The organism is Caproicibacterium amylolyticum, assembly GCF_014467055.1.
GTDB classification, from domain to species: Bacteria; Bacillota; Clostridia; order Oscillospirales; family Acutalibacteraceae; genus Caproicibacterium; species Caproicibacterium amylolyticum.
Genome location: NZ_CP060696.1, coordinates 720,657 through 741,075, shown reverse-complemented (window position 1 = coordinate 741,075; position 20,419 = coordinate 720,657). Strand labels below are relative to the sequence as shown.

The following is a 20,419-nucleotide window of genomic DNA, read 5'->3' as shown; positions in this document are numbered from 1 at the left end:
ACGAAATAATAATGCGCTGCTTACCTGCCCTTACGCCAAAAGTTCCGCCCGCCCTTTAAAGGGCAGTAGAGGTGTGGGGGCGAAGCCCGCCGCAGGCTGGCACTGCCGTTCTCCTTTTTTACATAAAAGGGCTTTACGGTCAAGGACAAGGCCGTGGGCTTCGCTCCCACCTACCGCCTTTGAAAAGGAGGGCGAGAAACTTTTACGGTATGGGCCTTTTTCGCTTTTTCAGCTCACGTCCAGCTCATCTATATACTCTCTGCCGTGCGCCGCAATATACTCTTTTCTGCCATTCAGGTTGTCACCCAGCAGCAGGTCAAAAGCATCGCCGGTTGCCAGTGCTTCGGAGGGCATGACCTTAATCAGCCGACGTGTTGCGGGATTCATAGTGGTCAGGTTCATCATATCCGGTTCGTTTTCGCCCAGTCCTTTGCTTCGCTGAATGGTGTATTTCTGACCCTCCAGCTGCTTCATGAAGCGGTCTTTTTCCACTTCGTCGTAAGCAAAGTATGTTTCATCCTTACTGCGCAGTTCGTACAGCGGCGACTCCGCAATGAACACCTTGCCCTGCTGAATCAGTTCCGGCGTCAGGCGGTACAGCATGGTCAGCAGCAGGGTGCGAATCTGAAAACCATCCACATCCGCATCGGTGCAAAGAATGATTTTATTCCAGCGCAGGTTGTCCATATCAAAAGAACTCAGGTCTTTGTTTGCCTTACTTTTCACCTGTACACCGCAGCCCAGCACCTTGACTAAATCGGTAATAATGTCACTTTTAAAGATGCGGTCATAATCTGCTTTGAGGCAGTTCAAAATCTTGCCGCGAATCGGCATGATTGCCTGAAAATCCGGGTCACGCGCCTGCTTACAGGCACCCAAAGCAGAATCGCCCTCCACGATAAAAATCTCGCGCTTGGTGTTGTCCTTGCTGCGGCAGTCCACAAACTTCGCAACACGGCTTGTAATGTCCATGTTGGAAGTCAGCTTTTTTTTGAGGTTCAGGCGGGTCTTTTCCGCGTCCTCACGGCTGCGTTTGTTCACCAGCACCTGCGCGGCAATTTTGTCGGCTTCCATCGGGTTTTCGATGAAATACACTTCAAGCTGATGACGCAGCATATCCGTCATGGCTTCCTGAATGCCCTTGTTTGTAATTGCCTTTTTCGTCTGGTTTTCGTAAGAAGTGCGGTTGCTGAACGAAGAAATCACCAGAATCAGGCAATCCTCAACGTCCGCAAAGGTAATGCGGCTTTCATTCTTGTTGTACTTGCTGTTCTGCTTGAGGTAGGCGTCAATCTGGTACACAAATGCGTTGCGTGTGGCTTTGTCCGGCGCGCCGCCGTGTTCCAGCCAGCTGGAGTTGTGATAATATTCCGTCAGGTGGTTTTTGTTGGAAAAGGCCAGTGCCACATTGATTTTGACTTTATATTCCGGCTTATCTTCGCGGTCACGTACCTTGCGTTCTGTCTGCCAAAACTGTACAGAAGTCAGGGCATCCTCCCCCGCTTCCTCTTTCACGTGGTCTTCAATGCCGTTTTCGTACAAAAATTCCTGTGTGTCAAAGCTGCTGCCGTTTTGATTTCGGAACACAAATTTCAATCCGTCATTGACAATTGCCTGCCGGCGCAGAATATCCACATAATATTCCACCGGCACTTGAATATCCGTAAAGACCTGCAGATCCGGCTTCCAGCGAATTTTGGTTCCGCTTTTTGCGGTACTCGGTTCGCTGTGCAGTCCGCCCACATTCTTGCCGTGCTCAAAGTGCAGCGTATATTTTATTTCTCCCGTGTGGATTTCCACATCCATGTATTCAGAGGAATACTGTGTTGCGCACAGACCAAGGCCGTTTAGGCCAAGGCTGTACTCATAGCTGCCATCCTCATCATTGTGGTACTTGCCGCCGGCATACATCTCGCAAAACACCAGTTCCCAGTTAAAGCGCTTTTCCTTTGGATTGTAGTCCACCGGACAGCCGCGGCCGTGGTCCTCCACCTGTACCGAGCAGTCGTTATAACGCGTAATTGTAATTTCCTTGCCGTATCCCTCGCGCGCTTCATCAATGGAGTTTGAGAGGATTTCAAAAATAGAGTGTTCGCAGCCCTCAATGCCGTCCGAACCGAAAATAACGGCCGGACGCAGGCGCACACGGTCCGCGCCTTTCAGCATAGAGATGCTTTCATTGTCGTAGCTATGATTCTTTTTTGGCATATCTGTCTCCTGCAATTCAAACTGTGTCGTTGCTTACTTTGCTTTCCGTCGCTTTCTCAGAAAGCGACTAAGGGCGTGGGGGCGAAGCCTGCCACCGCCTTATTCCTTGAGAACTTAGCCCTTAGTATCCTAAGAAGCGTTCACGGGTTCGGGAGCCTGCAAGGAAGGCTCCCAAGGTCTTGCTCTTGCGGCGCAGCTTCGCTCAAACTCACCGCCTTTGAAATACCCCATTCGGGGCACGCGAGGCGGGCGAAACGTTACTGAAAGGGCTCGTCCCCACAAAGAAGAATCAGGGGAATGCCCACACTCCCCTGATTCCCCTCACACTTATTTGGTTAATGCTTACGCTTCCGGAAGCGACTCCGGTGCAGAAGCATCCGGCAGTTCGTTTCCTTCGCCGTCCATCAAGCCCATCATGACTTTTTTGAATTCTTCGCCGCTCATCTTTTCGTGCAAGAAAAGATAGCGTGCAACCTCATGCAGCTTTTCCATATGCTCACGCAGGATACTTTCCGTGCGGTCATAGGCAGCTGTCATAATATTTTTGATTTCCTTGTCGATTGCCGCTGCGGTCTGCTCAGAGTAATCCCGCACATGGCCCATATCGCGGCCAAGGAACGGTTCGCTTTCGTCACGGCCGTACATAATCGGCCCCAACGCAGCGGACATGCCATACTTTGTAACCATCGAACGGGCGAGCTTGGTTGCCCGCTCAATATCGTTGCTGGCACCGGTGGAAATATCGTCCAGAGTCAGTGCTTCCGCAACACGCCCGCCTAACATAACCACCAAGTCCTCTTCCATTTCCTTTTTGGACTTGTAGGAACGATCCTCCGTAGGAATCTGCATGGTAAAGCCGCCTGCCATGCCGCGCGGAATGATGCTGATTTGATGGACCGGATCCTGCATCGGGCAGAAGTAAGTTGCCACCGCGTGGCCTCCCTCATGGTAAGCAGTCAGCTTCTTTTCGCGGTCACTCATGACATGACTCTTCTTTTCCGTGCCGACCACAACCTTAATGGTCGCTTCTTCGATTTCCTTCATGGTAATCGCTTTTTGGTTTTTGCGTGCTGCAAGCAAAGCCGCTTCATTCAGCAGGTTTTCAAGATCTGCACCTGTAAAACCCGCTGTGGAACCGGCAATCGTTTTCAATTCTACATCCGGCGCCAGCGGCTTACCACGGGCGTGCACGTGCAGAATTGCCTCGCGCCCCTTAATATCCGGATAACCGACCATGACCTGGCGGTCAAAACGTCCCGGACGCATCAGTGCCGGGTCAAGGATATCCGGGCGGTTGGTTGCGGCAATCATGATAACGCCTTCGTTCGCGCCGAAGCCGTCCATCTCGACCAGCAACTGGTTCAGCGTCTGCTCACGTTCATCGTGACCGCCGCCCAAGCCGGCGCCGCGCTGGCGGCCAACTGCATCAATTTCATCGATAAACACGATGCAGGGACTGTTCTTTTTTGCTTGTTCAAACAGGTCACGCACACGGGAAGCACCGACGCCGACAAACATTTCCACAAAGTCAGAACCGGAAATAGAGAAAAACGGCACACCTGCTTCGCCTGCTACTGCACGTGCCAGCAGCGTTTTGCCGGTACCGGGAGGGCCAACGAGCAGCACGCCTTTCGGAATGCGCGCACCCAGCTCGTTGTACTTTTTGGGGCTTTTCAGAAACTCTACAATCTCCTTGAGTTCCTCTTTTTCCTCATCCGCGCCTGCCACATCCGCAAAGGTGGTCCTGCGCTTTTCGTCCTCCATGTTTTTCACTTTGGCTTTGCCAAAGTTCATCTGTTTGCCTGCGTCGCCAAGACCAGAGTTAAACTTGCGCATCATCAGGTAAGAAACCAGCAGCATCGCTACCAGCACAATGATAAACGGCAGCATGGAGACCAGCCAGTTTGTTTCACGCGGGCGCTGCAACTTCTGAACCATGTGGCTTGTGGAATGGTCTTTGTTGTACTGTTCCACATAAGGATCCAGCCGTTCCTGCATATACTGGGAATTCGGCGCCACAAAGGAAATGGTGTCTGTTTCCCCCTGCACCTTGACTACCATTTCTCCCGTACCGAAATCCAGCGAATACTCCGTTACTTTTCCCTGCTCAAAGTAATTGATGATATCGGAAAAAGTATAGGATTTGGTAGGGGCAGCCGTGCCGCCGAACAAAGCTGCAAGCAGAATCAGCAGCACGACCGGTATAGCAATGACCAAAATCAGATTGCGTATCGATTTTTTATTATCCAAGCCACTATCACTCCTTAACCGCCGTATACTTCCGGCTTGAGGACCCCGACAAAAGGAAGATTGCGATACTTCTGGGCATAATCCAGGCCGTAGCCGACAATGAAGTCGTCCGGCACAACGGCACCCACATAATCCGCCTTAACATCCACTGTGCGGCGTTCGGGTTTGTCAAACAGCGTACATAGGCGAATACTGCTCGGGTTGCGGGCCTGCATCATTTCCAGTATGTAGCTGAGCGTCATGCCGCTGTCCAGAATATCCTCAACCACCAGAAGGTCGTATCCCTCCAAATTAATATCGAGGTCTTTGGTAATTTTTACAATGCCGGAAGTTTTGGTTCCGCTGCCATAGCTGGAAACAGACATGAAATCCACTTCGCAGGGAACCTTGATGGCACGCATCAGGTCTGCCATAAACACAACAGAGCCCTTCAGCACACTGACAAGCAGCAGATTTTTGTCTTTGTAATCCTCGCTAATCTGCTCGCCGATGCGTTCCACGATTTTTGTAAGCTGTTCCTCACTAAACAAAATTTCTTTGATGTCACCAAGCATCTGGTTCTCCATTTTTTAAGCACTCCTTTATAGTGACCGCCGCAATACGCTGCGCCGACTGTGTCACTTTTGCTGATTCGCTGGGGCCGCAGCCCTCTATCCACAAAATTCCGCCGCTGCCGGCAAGCATTGCAAAAGCCGGACGCAGAGAAGCAGGAATATGCTGCTCATTATACAGTTTTTTCAGGGACTTTGTTACCCCTCGGCCTGCTGGATTGAAGGAATCCCCGCTTTTGCGCGTCCTAACAACGGTATCAGAAGTTATTGTATCATAATTCAGACAATTAGAAAAGATAAATTTTTGTTTTTCTACGGCATATTCTGCGCGGTCAAGCACAGAAATGCAGAGCATGCGGCCATCCGGCAGAAGGGTCTGCGGCAGCTGCAGCGGCACACAGAATTCCACTGCCGGTCTGGGAAAAAGCAAAATACCCTGTTCTACCCGCGCATTGCACTGTCCGGGCAGCGTACAACCGCCCCCCTCTGTCAGCAGACGGTCAAGCTGCGCAATGTGCTGGTAGGAAAGGCAGTCTGCTCCGGCAGACTGTGCCGCCAGCAGCAGCGCCCGCACCCGCACCGCACGCGGCTGTGCAGCAAGCGCACATGCACGCCAACCGCCGGGACAGGCAGCTTTTTCTAAAGTCTGCTTTGCAAACGCCCGCAGGCACGCCTCGTCCTCACGCAGTGTCTGCGCCGCACGCCCCGCCGCCTGCTCAAAGTTCGGGTCAATGCGCTTTAGCTGTGGTACCACCAGTGCCCGCACTCGGTTGCGGGAATAATCCACATCCGCGTTGGTACTGTCCGTTACAAAGGCAAGTCCATTTTCGCGGCAGTACTGTTCTGTCTGCGCACGTGTTACCCCAAAAAGCGGCCGCACAATGTCCCCGCGCACCGGTGGAATACCGGAAAGCCCCGCCCCGCCGGCGCCTCGCGCAAGGTTAAGCAGCATGGTTTCCGCGCAGTCGGAAAGTGTGTGGGCGGTGGCAATGCACGCATTCGGATAGTGTTCGCAAATCTCATAAAAAAATGCGTACCGCAGACGGCGGCCGCATTCTTCGAGTCCTTCTCCTGTTTTTTCCGCTTCTGCACGCACATCCGCGCGCAGAACCTGCAGCGGAATTGCCCGCTGCGCACAAAAGTCCCGCACAAACTGTTCGTCCCGCTCCGCTTCCGCACCGCGAAGCCCATGATTAACGTGTGCCGCCGTCACCTGAATCTGCAGTGCATCAGCGTGGCTAAAAAGCCAGTGCAGCAGCGCTGTAGAGTCCGCACCGCCAGAAAAGCCAACCACCACAGTCGTTCCCTGCGGCAGCATTTTGTACTGTGCAAGTGTTCCATAAATCAGGCTGCTAACGGTCTGCTTTTCCATCTGGCTTCTCCTTTTCCATATCTTTTACGGCTCCTGACGAACCAATTCCTGTGCGGTAAAACGCATGAACTCACCCTGCCAATGCAGGGGCACGCTGCGTGTTTCGCCATGGCGGTTTTTTGCTACGATACACTCGCCGCTGTTTTGATCCTCATCCGGTGCGGGGGCTTCATTGTCGCCGGTATTGGCGTAATACCCCTCGCGGTATAAGAACAGTACGATATCCGCATCCTGTTCGATGGAGCCGGAGTCACGCAAATCACTCAGCATCGGACGGTGTGTGTTGCGCTTTTCACTTTCACGTGAAAGCTGGGAAAGACACAGCACCGGCACATTCAGTTCCTTTGCCATGATTTTCAGGTTTCGGGTAATTGCGGAAATCTCCTGCACACGGTTTTCAATCTTGCCTCCGGACATCAGCTGCAAATAATCAATTACGACTAAATCAACATCCCGCAGGCGGCGCAGTTTTGCCTTCATTTCCGGTACGGTAATGGCGGAGTTGTCGTCAAAATACATCTCTGCCTTGCTCAGCACATCGCCCGCTTCCACCAACCGCGACCATTCATCGTCCGCCAGTTTGCCGGTACGAAGTTTTACACCGCCAACCTGTGCTTCGGTGGAAAGTAAGCGGGAAGCCAGCTGCTCCCGCGTCATTTCCAGTGAAAAGAATGCCACCCGTCTGTGGCAGGTAATCGCCGCGTGCCGTGCAATATTCAGTGCAAAGCTGGTTTTGCCCATGCCAGGGCGTGCCGCCAGCAGGACCAAGTCTGAGCGGTTCAGGCCGGTAATGGTATCGTCCAGTGCCCGAATGCCCGTTGGTATCCCCCGAAACTGGTCACCATCCGGAGAAGTAATGTCGTCCAAGCGGTCAAAGGTTTCAATCAGCGTCTGGTCAATGCGTTTGAGTCCCTGCATGTTCTGTCCGCGGCGAATATCAAAAATTTTTTGTTCAGCCGCGTCCAGCAGCACTGGCGCTTCCTGTGTACCTTCAGATGCTTCTTCCAGGATTTCCCGCGCTGTAACAATCAAAGTACGAATATCATACTTATCATGCACGATTTTTGCGTAAGTTTCCACATTGGAAATGGACGGCACAATCTGCGCCAGTTCCACCAGATAACTTTTGCCGTCATTTTCCGCAAAGCCGGGTTCACGGCGCAGACGATTTAGGAGCGTCACAAAGTCAATGGGCAGCCCTGCGTTGGACATTTCCAGCATCGCGTCATAGATGACCGCATGATTGCTCTGATAAAAATATTCCGAAGACGGCAGAATCTCCATCACTGTGTCCAAACAGGAAGCATCCAGCAATACAGAGCCAAGCACTGCCTGCTCTGCTTCCAAATCAAACGGCAGGCTGGCGCCGCTGTATGCGGAAATTTCGTCTGCCACAGGAAATCCCCCCCCTTTCGGTTCGATAAAATCAAAAGGCAACCCCGCCGCGCCTGTGCGGCATCGGCCCGGGTTGCCACTTTCCCGTCTCAGTTTTGAGTGCCGGACGGTTTAAGCCTCTGTTACAACTGCAGTCACTTTTGCGGAAATGCCGTTGTAGAGCTTTACTTCACAATTATAAGAGCCAAATGCCTTAATTTCCACATCCAAAACGATTTTGCGCTTGTCAACTGAAACGCCGAACTGCTGCTTGATTGCAGCCGCAATTTCCTTCGGTGTAACAGAACCGAACAGCTTGCCTGCCTGACCTGCCTTAGCAGTCATCTGGACGCTCTTGCCTTCCAGCTTGGCAGCTGCTGCTTTGGCAGCTTCTGTTTCCATCTTGATTTTATATGCCTTGGATTCTTCCGCGTTCTTCAGTTCGTTCATTGCCTGAGCGTTTGCTTCTTTGGCAAGCCCGCGGGGCAAAAGGAAATTGCGTGCATAGCCTTCGGTAACATTCACCAATTCTCCCTTTTTCCCGTGTGCCTTTACGTCCTGCAGTAATACGACCTTCATGGAAAATCCTCCTTTATCCTCAGGCTGAAATGCCTGTTGTTAGCCTTTTTTGACCGGACGGCCGACTCCGGTGGAAAGCACCTCCACCAATTTGTCACGCACCTGCGTCACCGTCATGCCGGAAAGCTGCGCCCCCGCCATGGAAAGGTGGCCACCGCCGCCCATCTCTTCCATAACCAGCTGCACGTTCATATCACCCATGCTTCTGGCGGAAATATTCACCATTCCACTGGATGGAAAAATCACATAGGAAGCCTTGACGCCCTGAATGGAAAGCAGTTCATCCGCCGCCTGTGCACAGCTGAGCCGGATATCCGGAAACTCTTTTTCTACATAGGTGATTGCACAGCCATTGTGAATCTGCGCACTGGAAACAATTTTGTACTTTGCCTTATAGGTTTCGATGTTGTCGGCAAAAAGGCGCTTGACCTCCACCGTATCCGCACCACGCCGGCGCAGATAAGCGGCAGCCTCAAAAGTGCGTACACCGGTTTTCAGCACAAAATTCTTGGTGTCAAGCATAATGCCTGCAAGCAACGCTTCTGCATCCGGGCGGGTCAGTGCAGAATCACCTATGTACTGCACTAATTCCGCCACCAGTTCGGAAGCAGAACTGGCGTAAGGCTCATGGTAAAAGACCAAAGCATTCTCAATGTGCTTCACCATCATGCGGTGATGGTCAATCACCACTGTGCGCTGCGCCTCAGCCAGCAGCTCCGAACTTTCCACCACATCCGGGTTGTGTGTGTCCACAACCACCAGCAACGAATGAGAAGTCAGCATGGGCAGTGCTTCTTCCGGCGAAATAAAAATATCTTTTTCGCCGGCCTGCTCCATATGCTCGATTAATGCGCGTGCCATGCACTGCTCACGGTTCACAACAATTTTTGCAGGCCGGTGCAAAGCGTTGGTCGCAGCGCTCCACATGCCAACTGCTGCGCCGATACAATCAAGGTCACCGAATTTGTGACCCATAATCAGTACACCGTCGCTTTGACGGATGTGGTCAGAAAGCGTTGCAGCAATAACACGGGTACGAACTTTATCATGTTTCTCGACACCTTTGGAAAGGCCGCCGAAGAACTCGTAGGTTTCATCCTTCTGTTTTAGCGCCACCTGGTCGCCGCCGCGCCCAAGCGCCATATCCAGCGCCTTACGCGCCCAAGCTTCCGCTTCCTGCAGGGAGCCTGCACCGCGGGCAATGCCCATGGAAAGGGTTGCGCTGCGGTTGTCAGAGGTTTTTACTTCACGCACCTTGTCGAGCACTTCAAAGCGGCGTTCCATTGCTTCCCGCACATGGTGCTCATCCGTCATAATCAAATAACGGCCGCCGGAAAGCCGCTTAGAAAAACCGCCCATCTGCTGTGCCCATTTGCACAATGCATCTTCTACTTCAGAAGCAATGCGGCTGTCCTCACTGCTGCTTGTGTCGCGTGCAAGCTCCTCGCGGTTGTCAAAGAATGCAAGGCAGATCACAGGCCGGCTTTCGGTATATTCCCGGTTCACTTCTTTGTAGTAGGTATCGTCTACAAAATACAGAACCGTGCCGCTTTCAGTCTGTGTACCAAAAACCGAATACTGGCGGCCGTCAACGGTAACATCCGTTCCGGATGCCGCAACAATCTGCTCCACCGTTTTCGGATAAATCATGCGCTGCACGTTTTCTCCGCGCACCTCATGCTGTGAGGAAACACGCTTTAAGAAAGACTGGTTTACCCAGATGATTTCCCCTGCCTCACCCACCAGCGCAACCGGCATTGTAAAACTTTCCAGTGACTGTGTTTCCTCTGCTGTCAGCACGCGATTTGCCGCTTTCACTGAAACAGCCACATAGCTTTTAAACTGCGACACAGAAATTGCAATGACAATCACAGAAATTACGGAAATGCTCAGCTCCACCGCAAACACAGCTTGGCTGTAATGCCAGGAAATACACGCCATCAGGAGCATAACTCCCGACAGTATGAAAAATACCGGCGAAGCAGACCAAATTCTTTTTTTCACAGCAGGTTACCTCATCTTTGCCAGACAAATCGTCTGTTCCATTTGCATCTCTAAAAGTACAGCGATGCAGCCATTGCCAAAAGAATGCCGCACTGGCTGGAAAACATTATACACGTTTTTTCTGCTTTCTGCAAATTGATTCTGATGTTGACCCGAATACTTACACTTCCATGATAATCGGCAGAATCATGGGGCTGCGGCGTGTGCGGTCATACAGCAAGTGAGAAAGAGAATCCTTAATACTGGTTTTTAGGGTTCCCCAGTCATGAATTCCGTTGTCGGCACACTGCTCCAGCACGGAAAATACAAGATCCTTTGCGTCATCGATCAGATTTTCGCTTTCCCGCACATACACAAAGCCGCGGGAAACTACGTCCGGCCCGGAAACGACGTGACCGTCCTCCGAAGAAATCGTGCAGACCACCACAATCAGGCCGTCCTCCGCCAGATGCTTGCGGTCACGCAGTACAATACTGCCGACATCACCAACACCGAGGCCGTCCACCAGCACATTGCCTGCCGGCACAGCACCCGGCAGACGCTTCATATGGTCTTCCGAAAGTTCAATGACATCACCGATATTCGCAATGCAGACATCCTGCGGGCGTTTGCCCATGGAGTAAGCAAGCCTTGCGTGCTGGTGCAGCATTTTCTGCTCACCATGCACCGGAATAAAATATTTCGGCTTGACAATCCCCTGCATCAGTTTCAGTTCCTCCTGACAGGCATGGCCGGAAACGTGAACTTCATACATGGAGCCGTACTCCACCTCGCAGCCGCGCTTCATCAACTCATCAATGACGTTGCCGACACTTTTTTCATTGCCGGGAATCGGGCGCGCGGAAATGATGATGAAATCATCCGGACCGACTTCCACCTTGCGGTGGTCGGCAAATGCCATGCGGGAAAGTGCACTCATTGGTTCACCCTGACTGCCGGTGGTAATCAGAACGATTTTATCTTTCGGATATTTTTTAATCAGGTCAATATCAATCAGAACGCCCTCCGGCACATGGAGATAGCCCATTTCCACGCCAATAGACATTACATTGACCATGCTGCGGCCGGAAAGCGCCACTTTTCTGCCGTACTTAACGGCACAGTCCACAATCTGCTGCACGCGGCTGATGTTGCTTGCGAAAGAAGCAACAATAATGCGCTTGTTCTCTGCACGCCGGAACATGCTTTCAAAGGAATTGGCGATCATTTTTTCTGTTTTGGTAAAGCCGGGACGCTCCGCGTTGGTGGAATCCGCCATCAACGCCAGCACGCCCTCTTTGCCAAGCTGCGCAAAGCGGCCAAGGTCAATCATTTCGCCCCAAACCGGTGTGCAGTCAATTTTAAAATCGCCCGTGTGCACAATGGTCCCCGCTGGAGAATGAATTGCAACGCCGACCGCATCCGGAATAGAATGATTTACATGTATCATTTCCACGCCGATGCAGCCGAAGCGAATGGTATCCCCCGGATTCACAACATTCATTTTTACTTTATTGAGCAATCCGTGCTCTTTCAGCTTGCCCTTTACAAGGCCAAGTGTCAGCGGAGTACCGTACAGGGGCAAATTTACTTTCTTGAGCAGATATGGCAGCGCACCGATATGATCCTCGTGTCCGTGCGTCAGCACAATGCCTTTAATGCGGTCTGCATTCTTCTCCACATAGGTAAAGTCCGGCAGCACCAAATCGATGCCAAGCATATCATCATCCGGGAAAGCCATGCCGCAGTCCAGCAGAAACATATCCCCCTGGCACTCAAAAAGCGTCATGTTTTTGCCGACTTCATTCAGGCCGCCCAGAAAAGCAATATGAATTGGCGGCTTTGCCGGCTCCCGCTTCTGACGCGGGCGGCGCGGACGGCGATGGGGCTGCTCCTGCGGTGCATGAGCGGCATCTTCCGCTGCCGGAACAAGTGCAGCAGCCGGCTGCTGTGCGGCTGCTTCCCGCGGCGCTTTTGCTGCGGCGGGCTGCTGCTGACGGTTCTGCTGCATCGGATGCTGGGGGCGGCGCGGACGGCGTGGCTGTTGGGAAGCCGGTGATACCGGTACCGTTCCGCCGCCGATAACCTGATCAGCGGGCTTTCTGCGCGGCTGCTGACCAGCAGAAGCAGTCTGAACCGTGTCTGCTGACCCAACGACTGTATTATTCTTTTCTTCTGTCACAAAAAAACCTCCATTATGGAGAGCCTGCTGCCTGCGGCTCTGCGCGGCACCAGTGCTCTCTTATTTATTTTTCGACATCTTCCGCTGCAGTACCACTGCAAACCGGAATCATCAAATTTCCGTTAATCCCTTGCTGCGGCGCATCATGTACTTATGCTTTCCATGAAGCGCTTATATGATGAAATAAATCACAATAAAAGCCTATAATTGAGTAAAAAGAGAAAAAGCCACACCTGCAAAGCCAATTTACCCTGCAATAATACTTTTTCTGCATTTCAATTTTGTCAGGTTATGTATTCTTTACAGCAAAATGAATCGTATTTGAAATCATTTTCCACCGCAAAAACATCTGACGGGCATAAGAAAATACAGGAGTCCGCTCCTGTCTGCCCAAAAATTTCCGTAACAATCCGCAAGCCAGTTTTTTTACACTGGCTCAAATCCGCCAAAAAAGCGGTTTCATAAACAAAAAGCGCCTCTGCGCTGAAATCCAAAGAAAAATCCGTCTTCAAAGCTAAACAGCTTACCGACGCACACTGCACCGGCAAAATCGTGTAAAATAACATGGTCGCACAAAGCCACACCATGACACACGCTTACATTTTCAACTATTGTAACGTGATTTTCGTCCAGTGTCAAGGGGATACCGCACGGGCTTTGCTGCAAACCAGAAATGTGTTATACTAGAATTCCACTTCCAGCACCGGCACAGCCACAGCAATTACACAATCAGTAGTTTGTGCTGCTGCCGGCACTTTCAAACAGAAAGGAAGGAAAGTCAATGAAACATCTCGATATTTTCACAGACGGTGCCTGCTCCGGCAATCCGGGTCCGGGTGGATGGGGTGCTGTTCTGCGTTACAAAACGGCAGAAAAAGAACTTTCCGGCGGTGAAGCAGACACGACCAACAACCGTATGGAACTGACCGCCGTTATTGAGTCACTTGCATGCTTGAAAGAGCCATGTGAAGTCACCCTGACAACGGACAGCCGCTACGTTTGTGATGCTGTCACCAAGGGGTGGGTACGCTCCTGGCAGCGGCGCGGCTGGAAAAAAGCTGACGGCAAACCCGCCTTGAACCGTGACCTGTGGGAACGCCTGCTGGTACAATTAGAGCGGCATCAGGTACGCTTTGTCTGGGTCAAGGGGCACGCCGGCCACCCTGAAAATGAACGCTGTGACCATTTGGCAGTTTCCGAGTGGACACGGATCAAGAACGGAGAATTATAATAAGGAAGGAACTGCGTCATGCAGAAACTGATTTACGCTGACAATGCGGCAACTACACCGCTTTCCGAAAATGCGCTGGCTGCTATGCAGCCCTATCTAACAACTGAATTTGGAAATCCTTCTGCGCTTTACGGTCCGGGGCGCCGCGCCCGCAGAGCGGTGGAGCAGGCACGTGATGACATCGCGGCCTGCCTCGGTGCAGAGCCGGAAGAGATTGCCTTTACAGCCTGCGGTACAGAAAGCGATAACTGGGCAATTAAAGGAATTGCCCGCTGTCAAGCGGAAAACGGCAAAAAGCACATAATCACTTCTGCCTTTGAGCATCATGCTGTTTTACATGCGTGTAAAGCTTTAGCACATTACGGATTTCATGTGACTTATCTGCCGGTTTCCGCTGAGGGTTACGTTTCGCCGCAGGAATTGGAAGCTGCTATTACGGAAAACACCGCGCTGGTCAGCATTATGTTTGCAAACAACGAACTGGGAACTGTTCAGCCAATCGAGAAACTGGCTGATGTCTGCAAAAAGCATGGTGTTCCATTTCATTCGGACGCCGTACAGGCAGCAGGACACCTGCCGATTGATGTGCACCGGCAAAACATTGGCCTGCTCTCTCTTTCCGCACACAAATTTGGCGGGCCAAAAGGAACCGGTGTGCTTTACATCCGCCGGAATCTGCACCCCTCACCCCTTATGGACGGCGGTGCACAAGAGCAGGGACGTCGCGGCGGCACTGAAAATATTGCCGGTATCGTCGGCATGGCCGCAGCGCTCAAAGGGCGTACCGCTTCTTTGGAAGCAGATGCTGCACGCGTCAGTGCCCTGCGTGACCGGCTGGAAAGCGGTCTGCTTTTCGCTGTGCCGGGCTGTCACCGAAACGGCGGGGACAGCCGCCTGCCGGGGCACCTGAATCTCCGTTTCGACGGCATTGAGGGGGAATCGCTGCTGCTTATGCTGGACCAAGCGGGCATTTGTGCTTCCTCCGGTTCTGCTTGTACCGCCGGCAGTATAGATCCGAGCCATGTTCTGCAGGCAATCGGTCTTTCCAAAGAACAGGCCCGCAGTTCGCTTCGTCTTTCGCTCGGCGTACAGAATACGGAAGCGGATGTGGAACGTCTTCTGCAAGTCATCCCTGAGGTCGTTTCCAAATTGCGCAGCTTTCAGCCGTTTGCAAAGTAGAATATGTATCAAAGCCCTTACAGTAAATTTTTCCCAGCTGCACGCCGCACTGTAGTCACTTTCTAAGAAAACAGCAAAAAGCAAATTGTGCGCAGGTTACAAATAAAAAAACGGCGCTTTTCAAGGCAATCATGCCCCGAAAAGCGCCGTTTCTATTGATTCATTTAGGTACTTCAATAAACTGCGACTTTTGTGCTCCACGGAATGTTCTGGTTAATCCACTTTGCATTTGCAAGCTGCAGCCGGACACAGCCGTGTGAAAGCGCCATACCGACCCGGCCGTCAATTGTAGAAGTTGGTGTTGCTGTCTGGGTGTACAGCACAGAGTGGAACATATATCCGCCGTAGAACTGTGTGTAGTAAAAGCACCGCGCGTAACCGGAATCAAAATAGTAGCCGCGTGCCTGCACAGTAAATTCGCCCTTTACCGTTGGCGTTCCAGCCGCGCCATTCGCGCAGGCCCAGTTGTAAAGCTGCTTCCAGTGTCCCTGCCGGCCGGTATAAACACCGACACGGTGGTTCGCTGTATCCACCGTCAGTAAGTATCCTGTACCGCTGCTGTAACGTTGTGCGTGCTGCAGCATGGACTGCTCTGTAGTTGGCATCGGATACTTTACCGTTGCACTGACACTCTTTCCAGCAACACCGGCAATGCTTGCCGTAACCGAAGCGCTGCCCTCTCCACCAGCAATCACTTTGCACTGGTAACCGTTTGCAGAAGTACTCCAGCCCAAATTCTGCACAGCAACTACTCGGCTGTTGGAAGTGGAAAACTTTGGAGCAAGATTATAGGAAGTGTAAAAAGTAATGATGCTGCTCTGCGATGCGCCGGTAAAGCTGCAGCTTCCGGTACTGGAAAGAATGTTAATCGGCTGAAAATCAACCGCTGCGTGCATTTTGGCGGTTGTACTGCCCGCGCGTACAAACACATCTGCCTCACCGTTTGCCTTTGCTGTTACGTAAACGAAAAAGCTGCCGGATTTGTCCTTACTGGTTCCCACCGACACAACCGATGGATTGGATACGGAAATGACCGGCACCGCTCCGGAAGAAAATTTCGCCAGCATCTGATAACTCTGGTTCCGGTAATGGAACTGATAACTGGAAGTGTCCAGCGAAATCGTGTCGGCTCTCAAATCTGTTGTCACCGACACCGTTACGGTTGTACTGCCTGCCGTAATGGATACGTCTGCTTTTCCGGCAGTCTCTCCGGCCTGCATGGTGCAGTAGTAACCTTTCTTCTTCGCGTTCCACACGGTGGTAATGCCTGTGACCACTTTTTCGTCAGAAGAAAGAATCTGCGGACAAATATTCGTTGCTGTTTTCACAAACATTGTATACTTCTGTCCGGGTGTACGGAACGTGTACGAATATGTATCGCGGGTAATCATAACCGGCTTGTAGGAAACCTCTACCGTAAGGGTCCGCACCGTTTTTCCGGCTGTAAAGGTTACTGTGGCTTCGCCTTCTTTTCCGGCGGTCAGCCGGCAAAGATATCCGTTCACACCTTTGTTCCAAACCGGCTGCCCGGCAGCCGCAACAGAAACATCACTTGTGGCAACAGCCAGCTTTGTATCCGGTGTGGTGCGCAGCAGCACTGTGTATTGCTGCCCTGGTGAATAGAACTGATAGGAGGAAGTGTCCATCCACAGTTTGGTCGGTGGAATCGTCACAGCCGTTTCAAGCACTTTTTTCGTACCGCCAGCCTGTACGGTCAAGGCAGTTTCACCCTCACCAACGGAGGTCAGCTTACACATATACCCATTCAGGCGGCTATCCCAAACCGGCTGAGATGCGGTCATTACGGAAGGATCTACACTGGTGCACACCGGCAGTACATTGGAAGAAGTTTTAATCAGCAGGGAGTAACTTTTACCCAGCCCTTGAAATGTATAGCGGCCGGTAGTGTCCATCCAGACATCAATATTGTCTCCCACAGCCTTTTTTTCTACTGTAACCGGCAGTTCCTTCTTTTCTTCGCCAAACGTTACCACTAAAACCGCTTTTCCGGCTGCCTGTGCAGTAACTGTACACACATACCCCCCGGCCTGCTCGTCCCAATCACCGACCTGCACCTGGGCAACTGCTGGGTCAGAACTGGCAACTGCCGGAGCTGCGTTCTTAGCCGCCTTGATGGTGAATTTTGCCGTGCCACCCGGTTCCCCAAAAAACAGAGAACTGTGGCTCAGCGTCAAAGCACTCGTGGTTTCTTCCGTCTTTACGGCTGACTCTGTTGTTACATTGGCAGCAGATTTTACAGAAGTATTGGAATCCGGCAAAGAAGCGGTGCTGCTCTCCCCGGCAGCATGTACCGGCATCGTGACTGCCGCCGCAACACCGGCCGCCACCAAAGCAGTCATGACATATGCAGGACAGTTTCGTTTATGTTTCTTCTTCATTGTGTCCTCTCCTTTCTGCTCTGAACAGACAAAGCAGGCACATCCGACAGTACAAACCTACTTAGTCTGTATCAAGAGCCGGAGTGGTAAAAAATCCACCGGTAAATTTTTCGGCAGATTTCTGGTAAACGGTTCCTCCTTTATTTTATCATAAAAATTCATATTGCAACAGACTTTGCGGCATTTTATAATGAATGCCAGCAGCTAGTTTTTTAAAGGATGTGTATAAAATCATGCGATACAGGGTGAAAGTGACCGGAATGGTGCAGGGGGTCGGCTTCCGTTATTATGTAAGCCAGTCCGCAGCAAACCTCGGACTGACCGGCTGGGTCAAAAACCAATGGGATGCAAGCGTTTCGCTGGAAGTACAGGGCAGTGCCTGCAAACTGGAACAGTTTTTAAAAGAAGTACAGTATGGAAACGCCTTTGCACAAGTGGACGCACTGGACTGTAAAAAGATTGCGGAGCAGCCCGGCGAAAGCCGTTTTGAGATCATTCGCTGAATTTACAATTCCTCCTGCCCCGCGGCTTTTTCCTGTAGTACGGAAAGAAACTCCGTTGGCGTCATATCGGATGCCTTGATAAAATCGTAAATATTCTGCATTGCTTCCTCATCACGGGCGTTTTCTAACTCTTTTCTCTGGCTTTTTAAAGAAACCAGTGATTCCTTGCACTCCGAAATCTGCGTATCCACCAACTCGATGCGCTCATTTAAACTCATGTTTTCTTCCTTTTTTCTACGTGGCATAATCCTTCTTACCGCCTTTCCTTTTTTAGTACCGGTCAGCGTTTTCGCTTTTTGGAAAACTTCTGTCAGTACAAATGCTTATTTTCCCACAAGTATACATAAATTTCTGTATTTTTACAACATGAAATTTGTCAAAGAAAAGCAGTGGAAACACAGAATGCGGTAAAAATCTGAACTTTTCAAGAAAACCTGAATTTTTGAAATTCAAAAGGGAAAAGTGATTTTATAACTGTTTTCCATTTGGGAGGGAGATATTTGCTGGGATTCATCTGCAGCCTGCTTGCCGGCGTTGCCATGAGCGTGCAGGGAGTTATGAACACCCGCCTTGGCGACCGCGTTGGACTTTACGAAGCAAACATGATTGTGCAGGGAACCGCGTTTGTGCTTTCCGTGCTGGCGGTACTGTTTTTAGGAAGCGGAAATCTTGCCGCAGTCGCGCACACCAGCAAGATTTATCTGCTTGGCGGCGTTTTCGGCATTATCATCACCATTACGGTTATGCTGGCAATCAAAGGGCTTGGCCCAACCGTGGCAATTTCCATCATTTTGATTGCACAACTGCTCGCGGCCGCACTGATCGATGCTTTCGGCTGGTTCGATTCTGAAAGGATTCCATTTGGCTGGCAAAAATTTGCCGGTGTTGCCCTGATGATTGGCGGTGTACTGCTGTTCAAGTGGAAAGTCTGACAAGAATTTTTACATCCATGCTTTTAGCCGTGCAAGCAGCGCGGCTTTTTCTTTTTCGGGTAGAAATGCAGCCTTTGCGGCATTGCAGTTCATCCGCACTAGATCTTTTTGTGTAAAACCGAGCTGCATCACTTTTTCGTATTCTATGTCCAGCGTTGTGCCGGAGCAGGTGCTGTCGTCTGTATTCACAGTTACCGGAATCCCATACTCTGCAAAACGGCGTATGGGATGTTCCTGCAAAGACGGCACCGCACCGGTCTGCAAATTGCTGGTTGGGCACATTTCCAAAGTAATCTGTTCCCGCTTGAGCAAGTCCATCACTGCCGGAGAGCGAATTGCACTGCATCCGTGCCCAATTCTGCGTGCGCCGAATTCCACTGCGGTACGGACATTTTCCGGCCCGCCTGCCTCTCCTGCATGAATCGTAAACGGCAGGTCAAGGTCTCGCGCGATGCGGAACAGGCCGCGAAAGTCTTCCATTGGCCGCGCGGTTTCCGCACCTGCCAAATCCACCCCGGCTACGCCTTCTTTGCGATATTCCGCCGCAAGGTAAAAGGTACGCTCATTCTGCCTGTCCACATCCGGCTGGCCGGTAGTAACCATCGCACACAACAGCACACCTGCCCGAATGTCAGTTTCCCGCTCAGCGCGGTGAACACCGCATAGAACCGCCTGCACCGCCTGCTCTTGTGTCAAACCTTTTTCACCGTGCAGCTGTGGTGCAAAGCGCAATTCCGCATAGGCTACACCCCGCCCGGAAAGCTGTATCAGCAGCTGCTCCGCCGCACGCTCCAGTGCGTCGGCGGTTTGCAGCATTGCATCCGCTAACTCAAAGCATTTTAGATATTCTGTAAGGCTGCGGCAGGACTGCGGCACCTGCATTTTTCGGCAAAAGCTTTGGAAGCCGTCTTCTTCCCTAACCAGTCCTTGTTGTATTGCCATCTTCCATGCGTCAGTTAAAACCAGTGAACCGTCCAAGTGTAAATGGAGTTCGACTTTCGGGAATGAAAATTCCATGGGTATTCTCCCCTTTCATTACGATATTGAAGTTTACACACATTCCCTAAAAACAGGAATGGTTTGTAAATTTTGCGGCAGTCCCTTTCCAAAAAGCGACTGTCCTTACCTGTGATTATAGACTGATTGAACAGCGGCTGTCAATGAACGGATCTGTAACCAAATGCCCGAAATTTATTTCGTTTTGCTAATATTTTGTTACTTTTCGCGGTTTTATGCGAAAATTTTGTTTTTTGCTTTTCTTTTAAAGCCGCTTTTGTTATGATAGAAAAAAGTGGTGAAATTATATGAATGAAAAGCAGCTTTTAAACCTCTGTCTGCGGTTTCCAGATGCGTGTGTAGATTATCCTTTTCGTGATGATAACACACCTGTACTGCGGCACCGCGGCAATCGCAAATGGTTCGGCATGATTCTGCACTTAAACGGTGAACTGTGCATCAATCTGAAGTGTGAACCGGAAAAAGCCGAATTCTGGCGCAGTACCTACAGTGGTGTAACACCCGCGTGGCACATGAACAAACTGCACTGGAACACCGTGTACCCTAACAAAGCTATACCGCTTCGTGACCTGCAGGAAATGATAGAGGACAGCTATCAATTAACACAATCCCATCAAAAAGGAAAAAGCGTCTGACCCCGAATTGGGCCGGACGCTTTT

The 20,419-nt window shown here is 51.2% G+C and carries 16 protein-coding genes; 5 read left to right on the top strand and 11 right to left on the bottom strand.

The window, feature by feature from the left end; genetic code table 11:
• Positions 1-228: 228 nt before the first annotated feature.
• From H6X83_RS03285 to H6X83_RS03250, 8 genes are all read right to left on the bottom strand, one after another.
• The gene (locus tag H6X83_RS03285; protein ID WP_212507747.1) at positions 229-2,208 is read right to left on the bottom strand and encodes a DNA gyrase/topoisomerase IV subunit B; all 1,980 of its coding nucleotides are present in this window, start codon (positions 2,206-2,208) and stop codon (positions 229-231) included.
• Positions 2,209-2,550: 342 nt separating this feature from the next.
• On the bottom strand, positions 2,551-4,458 hold the full coding sequence (gene ftsH, locus H6X83_RS03280) for an ATP-dependent zinc metalloprotease FtsH (protein ID WP_212507746.1): 1,908 nt from the start codon (positions 4,456-4,458) through the stop codon (positions 2,551-2,553).
• A gap of 14 nt (positions 4,459-4,472) precedes the next feature.
• On the bottom strand, positions 4,473-5,012 hold the full coding sequence (hpt, locus tag H6X83_RS03275) for a hypoxanthine phosphoribosyltransferase (RefSeq protein ID WP_212508479.1): 540 nt from the start codon (positions 5,010-5,012) through the stop codon (positions 4,473-4,475).
• Positions 5,002-6,381 carry a tRNA lysidine(34) synthetase TilS gene (gene tilS / locus H6X83_RS03270; RefSeq protein WP_212507745.1) on the bottom strand — a complete coding sequence of 460 codons (1,380 nt, stop codon included), beginning with the start codon at positions 6,379-6,381 and terminating at the stop codon, positions 5,002-5,004. Before tilS ends, hpt begins: the two co-directional genes overlap by 11 nt.
• A 24-nt stretch (positions 6,382-6,405) precedes the next feature.
• Entirely contained in the window at positions 6,406-7,776 is a 1,371-nt protein-coding gene (gene dnaB / locus H6X83_RS03265) for a replicative DNA helicase (RefSeq protein ID WP_212507744.1), read from the bottom strand.
• Between the two features lie 111 nt (positions 7,777-7,887).
• Positions 7,888-8,334: a 50S ribosomal protein L9 gene (gene rplI / locus H6X83_RS03260; RefSeq protein WP_212507743.1), complete on the bottom strand. Its 447-nt coding sequence runs from the start codon at positions 8,332-8,334 to the stop codon at positions 7,888-7,890.
• A 39-nt stretch (positions 8,335-8,373) separates the two neighbouring features.
• Complete coding sequence (locus H6X83_RS03255) at positions 8,374-10,338, bottom strand: DHH family phosphoesterase (protein ID WP_212507742.1); 1,965 nt, start codon at positions 10,336-10,338, stop codon at positions 8,374-8,376.
• A gap of 160 nt (positions 10,339-10,498) precedes the next feature.
• Positions 10,499-12,328: a ribonuclease J gene (locus H6X83_RS03250; RefSeq protein ID WP_212508478.1), complete on the bottom strand. Its 1,830-nt coding sequence runs from the start codon at positions 12,326-12,328 to the stop codon at positions 10,499-10,501.
• A gap of 952 nt (positions 12,329-13,280) precedes the next feature.
• Here H6X83_RS03250 and rnhA point away from each other — a divergent pair.
• Positions 13,281-13,730 carry a ribonuclease HI gene (gene rnhA, locus H6X83_RS03245; protein WP_212507741.1) on the top strand — a complete coding sequence of 150 codons (450 nt, stop codon included), beginning with the start codon at positions 13,281-13,283 and terminating at the stop codon, positions 13,728-13,730.
• A gap of 18 nt (positions 13,731-13,748) precedes the next feature.
• Positions 13,749-14,909 carry a cysteine desulfurase family protein gene (locus tag H6X83_RS03240; RefSeq protein WP_212507740.1) on the top strand — a complete coding sequence of 387 codons (1,161 nt, stop codon included), beginning with the start codon at positions 13,749-13,751 and terminating at the stop codon, positions 14,907-14,909.
• 173 nt (positions 14,910-15,082) lie between these two features.
• Here the strand turns inward: H6X83_RS03240 and H6X83_RS03235 are convergent, their stop codons facing one another.
• Complete coding sequence (locus H6X83_RS03235; RefSeq protein WP_246419483.1) at positions 15,083-17,308, bottom strand: L,D-transpeptidase; 2,226 nt, start codon at positions 17,306-17,308, stop codon at positions 15,083-15,085.
• A 233-nt stretch (positions 17,309-17,541) separates the two neighbouring features.
• Between H6X83_RS03235 and H6X83_RS03230 the strand changes: the two genes are divergently transcribed.
• Positions 17,542-17,811, top strand: a complete 270-nt coding sequence (locus H6X83_RS03230; protein ID WP_246419480.1) for an acylphosphatase — start codon at positions 17,542-17,544, stop codon at positions 17,809-17,811.
• A 2-nt stretch (positions 17,812-17,813) separates the two neighbouring features.
• Here H6X83_RS03230 and H6X83_RS03225 read toward each other — a convergent pair whose 3' ends face one another.
• Entirely contained in the window at positions 17,814-18,056 is a 243-nt protein-coding gene (locus H6X83_RS03225) for a hypothetical protein (protein WP_212507738.1), read from the bottom strand.
• A 255-nt stretch (positions 18,057-18,311) separates the two neighbouring features.
• On the opposite strand from H6X83_RS03225, the gene H6X83_RS03220 reads away from it, so the two are divergent.
• A complete protein-coding gene (locus H6X83_RS03220) occupies positions 18,312-18,743 on the top strand; it encodes a DMT family transporter (RefSeq protein ID WP_212507737.1) in 432 nt (143 codons plus the stop codon).
• A gap of 9 nt (positions 18,744-18,752) precedes the next feature.
• Here the strand turns inward: H6X83_RS03220 and add are convergent, their stop codons facing one another.
• Complete coding sequence (gene add, locus H6X83_RS03215; RefSeq protein WP_212507736.1) at positions 18,753-19,760, bottom strand: adenosine deaminase; 1,008 nt, start codon at positions 19,758-19,760, stop codon at positions 18,753-18,755.
• A gap of 287 nt (positions 19,761-20,047) precedes the next feature.
• On the opposite strand from add, the gene H6X83_RS03210 reads away from it, so the two are divergent.
• Positions 20,048-20,395 carry an MmcQ/YjbR family DNA-binding protein gene (locus tag H6X83_RS03210; RefSeq protein WP_212507735.1) on the top strand — a complete coding sequence of 116 codons (348 nt, stop codon included), beginning with the start codon at positions 20,048-20,050 and terminating at the stop codon, positions 20,393-20,395.
• Positions 20,396-20,419: the final 24 nt, after the last annotated feature.